Annotated in this window: 4 protein-coding genes and 2 rRNA genes (2 of these 6 running past the window's edge); 2 read left to right on the top strand and 4 right to left on the bottom strand. The window is 51.0% G+C overall.

Annotation, left to right across the window (positions count from 1 at the left end; translation table 11 throughout):
• Nucleotides 1-1,666 (top strand): 23S ribosomal RNA (locus MJ595_RS03870); it begins 1,806 nt to the left of the window's first position.
• Nucleotides 1,667-1,874: 208 nt separating this feature from the next.
• A 5S ribosomal RNA gene (rrf, locus tag MJ595_RS03865) occupies nt 1,875-1,990 on the top strand.
• A gap of 226 nt (nt 1,991-2,216) precedes the next feature.
• Here rrf and MJ595_RS03860 read toward each other — a convergent pair.
• The 4 genes from MJ595_RS03860 to MJ595_RS03845 all read right to left on the bottom strand — a co-directional run.
• Nucleotides 2,217-3,740: an IS66 family transposase gene (locus MJ595_RS03860; RefSeq protein WP_263079174.1), complete on the bottom strand. Its 1,524-nt coding sequence runs from the start codon at nt 3,738-3,740 to the stop codon at nt 2,217-2,219.
• 40 nt (nt 3,741-3,780) lie between these two features.
• Entirely contained in the window at nt 3,781-4,131 is a 351-nt protein-coding gene (gene tnpB / locus MJ595_RS03855; protein ID WP_263079172.1) for an IS66 family insertion sequence element accessory protein TnpB, read from the bottom strand.
• On the bottom strand, nt 4,128-4,433 hold the full coding sequence (locus tag MJ595_RS03850; protein WP_263079171.1) for a hypothetical protein: 306 nt from the start codon (nt 4,431-4,433) through the stop codon (nt 4,128-4,130). Before MJ595_RS03850 ends, tnpB begins: the two co-directional genes overlap by 4 nt.
• Before the next feature lie 120 nt (nt 4,434-4,553).
• On the bottom strand, nt 4,554-5,000 hold the end of the coding sequence (locus tag MJ595_RS03845) for a hypothetical protein (RefSeq protein ID WP_263079044.1). Its footprint extends 1,029 nt past the window's final position; 447 of the gene's 1,476 nt are visible here — the last part of the coding sequence; its start codon lies beyond the right edge, outside the window — the gene reads right to left on this strand; the stop codon is at nt 4,554-4,556.

The raw sequence follows: 5,000 nt of genomic DNA, 5'->3' as shown, positions 1-5,000 counted from the left end.
CCGAGAACCGATGACGACCGATCTTTAAGATCGGGAAGTGGTCGATGCCAGGCTTCCAGGAAAAACTTCTAAGCTTCAGGTCAACAGGGACCGTACCCCAAACCGACACAGGTGGTCAGGTAGAGAATACCAAGGCGCTTGAGAGAACTCGGGTGAAGGAACTAGGCAAAATGGTACCGTAACTTCGGGAGAAGGTACGCCCCCGCCGGTGATCGGACTTGCTCCGTAAGCTAGTGGGGGTCGCAGAGACCAGTTGGCTGCGACTGTTTATTAAAAACACAGCACTGTGCAAACACGAAAGTGGACGTATACGGTGTGACGCCTGCCCGGTGCCGGAAGGTTAATTGATGGGGTTACCTCACCACCAAATTGCTCTTATGTACTACATATATGTGATTCAAAACGTAAACGATGAGACAGATTTTTATCTGGGTTATAGCTCTGATCTTCGAAAAAGATTAGATCAACATAATTCGGGTATGAATGCTTCTACCAAGGGTAGAATATGGCGCATTGCTTACTATGAAGCATATCAAGTCAAAGAGTTTGCGAGAGCTCGCGAAGCTAAACTAAAGCGCAACAAAAAAATGCGTCAGATGTTAATGCAACGTGTGCGAGAGCAATTTGGTGGTGAGGGAAGCTCTTGATCGAAGCCCCGGTAAACGGCGGCCGTAACTATAACGGTCCTAAGGTAGCGAAATTCCTTGTCGGGTAAGTTCCGACCTGCACGAATGGCGTAACGATGGCCAAGCTGTCTCCACCCGAGACTCAGTGAAATTGAAATCGCTGTTAAGATGCAGTGTATCCGCGGCTAGACGGAAAGACCCCGTGAACCTTTACTATAGCTTCACAGTGGATCTTGATGTTGCTTGTGTAGGATAGGTGGGAGGCTTTGAAGCGTGGACGCCAGTCTGCGTGGAGCCAACCTTGAAATACCACCCTGGCAATATTGAGGTTCTAACCCAGGTCCCTAATCGGGATCGGGGACATTGTGTGGTGGGTAGTTTGACTGGGGCGGTCTCCTCCCAAAGAGTAACGGAGGAGCACGAAGGTGCGCTAAGTACGGTCGGACATCGTACGGTTAGTGTAAAGGCACAAGCGCGCTTGACTGCGAGAGGTACATCTCGAGCAGGTACGAAAGTAGGTCTTAGTGATCCGGTGGTTCTGAATGGAAGGGCCATCGCTCAACGGATAAAAGGTACTCCGGGGATAACAGGCTGATACCGCCCAAGAGTTCACATCGACGGCGGTGTTTGGCACCTCGATGTCGGCTCATCACATCCTGGGGCTGAAGCCGGTCCCAAGGGTATGGCTGTTCGCCATTTAAAGTGGTACGCGAGCTGGGTTTAGAACGTCGTGAGACAGTTCGGTCCCTATCTGCCGTGGACGTTGGAAGTTTGAGGAGAGCTGCTCCTAGTACGAGAGGACCGGAGTGGACGAACCACTGGTGTTCGGGTTGTGTCGCCAGACGCATTGCCCGGTAGCTATGTTCGGACGGGATAACCGCTGAAAGCATCTAAGCGGGAAGCCCCCTTCAAGATGAGACTTCCCTGACTCCTAGAGAGTCCTGAAGAGCCGTTAAAGACTATGACGTTGATAGGCTGGGTGTGTAAGCGTTGTGAGGCGTTGAGCTAACCAGTACTAATGACTCGTGCGGCTTGACCATATAACGCCAAAGCGATTTACTGCGAACGTTCCAGACGTTCTTAGTACTTCCTCCATCCCTGGAGGTCGTAACCATACGCTAGAAAGTAGAGTGTAAGGCAAGAATAGAAGACAGCTTAAATAAAATGGATTCCGAGCGTGTGGATACGCTACCGTTTTTTGCCATCCCTGGCAAAACGGCATAAGCACATCCATGTGCAAAAGTTTCGCCTGGCGACCATAGAATGTTGGAACCACCTGATCCCATCCCGAACTCAGCAGTGAAACGACATATCGCCGATGGTAGTGTGGGGTTTCCCCATGTGAGAGTAGGTCATCGCCAGGCACTTATTAGAAAACCCTGATAGCATACGCTGTCAGGGTTTTTGCTATGGGCTGGAAAAAACCACTCAATCTCCGGCACCCCCTCGTTCCCAGGCTCCCGCCTGGGAATGCAGACCTCCCCTCGACGCAAATGCTGTGCTGAAGGATGTATCCGTAGGCATTCCCAGCGGGGACGCCGGGAACGAGAAGACATAAGAGCGTAAGCGATTAATTAACCCCACCTTGATTTAAGAAGAGTTTTGATTCCATGGCAGCAGTTGCTCAATATCCGCCAGTGTTTTTGCTGCGGGTAGCTGGGTAAACACCTCCTTTAAATAGGCATATGACTCCAAGCCACAGGCTTTCGCTGTCTCTACCAGACTGTACAGATTAGCGCTGGCATTAGCGCCTGCCTGACTGGTGCTAAACAGCCATGCTTTACGCCCGATGACAAAGGGGCGAATGGCGTTTTCTGCCAGATTATTGTCCATGCGTAGATAACCCTCATCGCAGTAGCGAATCAGTTTATCCCACTGGTTATTGAGGTAATTAAGCGCCTTACCCAACAGTGTTTTAGGGGGCGTTTGTGGTAGCGATTTATCTAACCATTGTCGTAGCTGACTGAGAATGTCCCGGCTTTTCTGTTGCCGGATCATTTTCTTTTCTTCACAGGAACAGTCTTTTATTTCCCGTTCAATACGGTAAAGCTTCTGGATATAGGCCATTCCCATATAAGCCTTTCCAGTTTTTACCCCTTTTTTCAGGCCTTTTACCGCTTCATTGAATTTTCTCCGGGCATGGGCCCAGCAGCCCTGGCTGATAATGCCTTCCTGTCGGCCTATGGCAGCATAGCCCTCATAGCCATCCGTTTGCAGATACCCCTTAAAGCCTTCCAGCAACCTGACAGGAACGGACCCACTCCGACTGGGATCATAATCAAATAGAATGACTCTGTGATCTGGAACAGGCTCTGCCACCTGTACCCACATGTACGACAGGCTCTGTGCTTTCTTCCCTGACTCCCTCAGCACCTTGACATGGGTTTCGTCACAATGGATCAGCGGAGATTCAAGTAAATGATCTCGCATCAGGTTGACCAGGGGCTGTACCAGTTCACCGCAACGCACCATCCACTGGGCTGTGGTTGCCCTGGCCACTTCAACCCCGAGCCGGTTCAGCACAAACTGTTCTTGGCGGTACAGGGGCAAGCCGTCCACATATTTTCCGGTGGCAATGTAGGCCAGCAAGCCCGGTGTAGCGATACTACCCGGTATGGGCTGGGGAGGCATGGGTGCGGTCTGGATGGAGCCTTCACAATGGCGACAGGCATACTTTGGGCGCACGTTCTGAATAACCTGAACCTTGGCGGGAATGATATCCAGTTGCTCGCTGACTTCCTCGCCGATCCTGTGCAGGTCATGGCTACCGCAACAGGAGCAGACCTTTTCCTGTTCAGGGAGGTCATGTTCCCGACGAACCCTGGGCAGGGCTTCAGGTAATGGCTTGCGCCCCGGCTTCTTGCGCTGATGGGCAGGGACTGTGATTTCTGCCTCTGCTTTTGCCACTGCATCAGGATTGTCAGGCTGGTCCTGCTCGGCCTCATTGAACAGGCCGAACTGATTGGCTGGTGCTTTTTCGCTAGACGCGCCAAAGCGCTGCCGGATCAGTTGCCGGATATGTTCCTCAAGAGTGGAAAGCCTGCCTTGCAGCTGGGCAATGTAGGCTTTGAGGATAGTGGGGTCATCAGGAAGATGTGCAAGGGTGTCGTTCATCCCTGAAGGATACCCTAAGGCAGGAAGACAATTCCCTGCATCAGATCATTGACGTGTAGGTCAGCGCAGGATGAGGTTGAGGAGGACGAATGTCATAGCCATCCAGCAGTCGGTTGAGAAGATCACCATCAATATGGGAGGGCATGCTATCCCAGTGCCATTGGAACCGGAATTTCTCCAGTCGCTTATACCAGAGGACAAAGCCATTGCGCTCCCAGTAAAGCAGCTTCACCTTGTCTCTTCCCCGGTTGCAAAACACAAACAGCTTGCGGTCAAAGGGGGACAGAGCCATCTCCTGTTCCACCAGAGTGGCCAGGCCATTGATAGACTTACGCATATCCACGGGCTCACTATAAAGGAATACGTCAGTATCAGCCGCTGGACGAATCATAGGCACTGCAACGCCTGAACCAGCCCAGGCACTTGCTCGACGGATACCTCCAGCTTGATACCAGAGGGCAGGTGCATGACAACCGGAGACTGAGAAACAAGGTCAGGCTTTGACATCCCAGCAACAGGAATCAGTTTTGGCTGTGCAGGCCTGGTCATCAACTTTTTCTTCCAATAACTGAACTGATGGGGAGACAGTCCCCTCTGGCGACACCAGGGAGTTTGCCTTATGCCAGATTGTTGCCAGTCCTTAAGGTGCTGCTGCCAAAGCTGTCTGAGTTTGGCGGCTTCATCTGTTTTCATAGTAGGGTTTCCTAAAAAATAGAAAACCTAACTTTTTTGATTTGGAGTTTTAAGGTGGGTTTAAATTGGCGCTTACATAAGAGCTCAACTGTAAGGGTGAAAGTCTCATATTGACCACAACTAAACACTGCCACCTTTCTCTGGGAATGGTATGACATTGCTTGTAGCAGCCTTGGTGACTTTCCCGCAATAAGTTGCAGCAAATAACTTCCAGCCATTTTCAAACCAGTGGCTCTGAACTAATGACCGAAGCGTCAATACGCCCTGACCACCCGGATTTCGCCAGCGCATACCTGAGCACTTCATCCGCTGGGTAACTAAGGTTTTACAGGCTGCCTCTACCACACCAGAGCCGATCGGAAGGTTATTCGACAAGTGTTCAGCATAGCGCATACGCTGGCGATTTTTTCTGAAATACTCCAGCTCGGTCTTTAATTTTGAGCGGCGCGGATGCTTTTTATGCTGATAAGCCAGGGCTTTAATAATGCGCTCAACCCCATCGAGTTCCTCTTTTAGGACGTGTCGGTAAGTGACAAACTTTTCTTTGGACTTGATGCTGTTTTCTCC

Origin of the sequence: Endozoicomonas sp. Mp262 (assembly GCF_025643335.1) — a bacterium.
GTDB lineage: Bacteria > Pseudomonadota > Gammaproteobacteria > Pseudomonadales > Endozoicomonadaceae > Endonucleibacter.
Note: the sequence above shows the minus strand (reverse complement) of the source record. Positions and strands in the feature narration are given on the sequence as shown.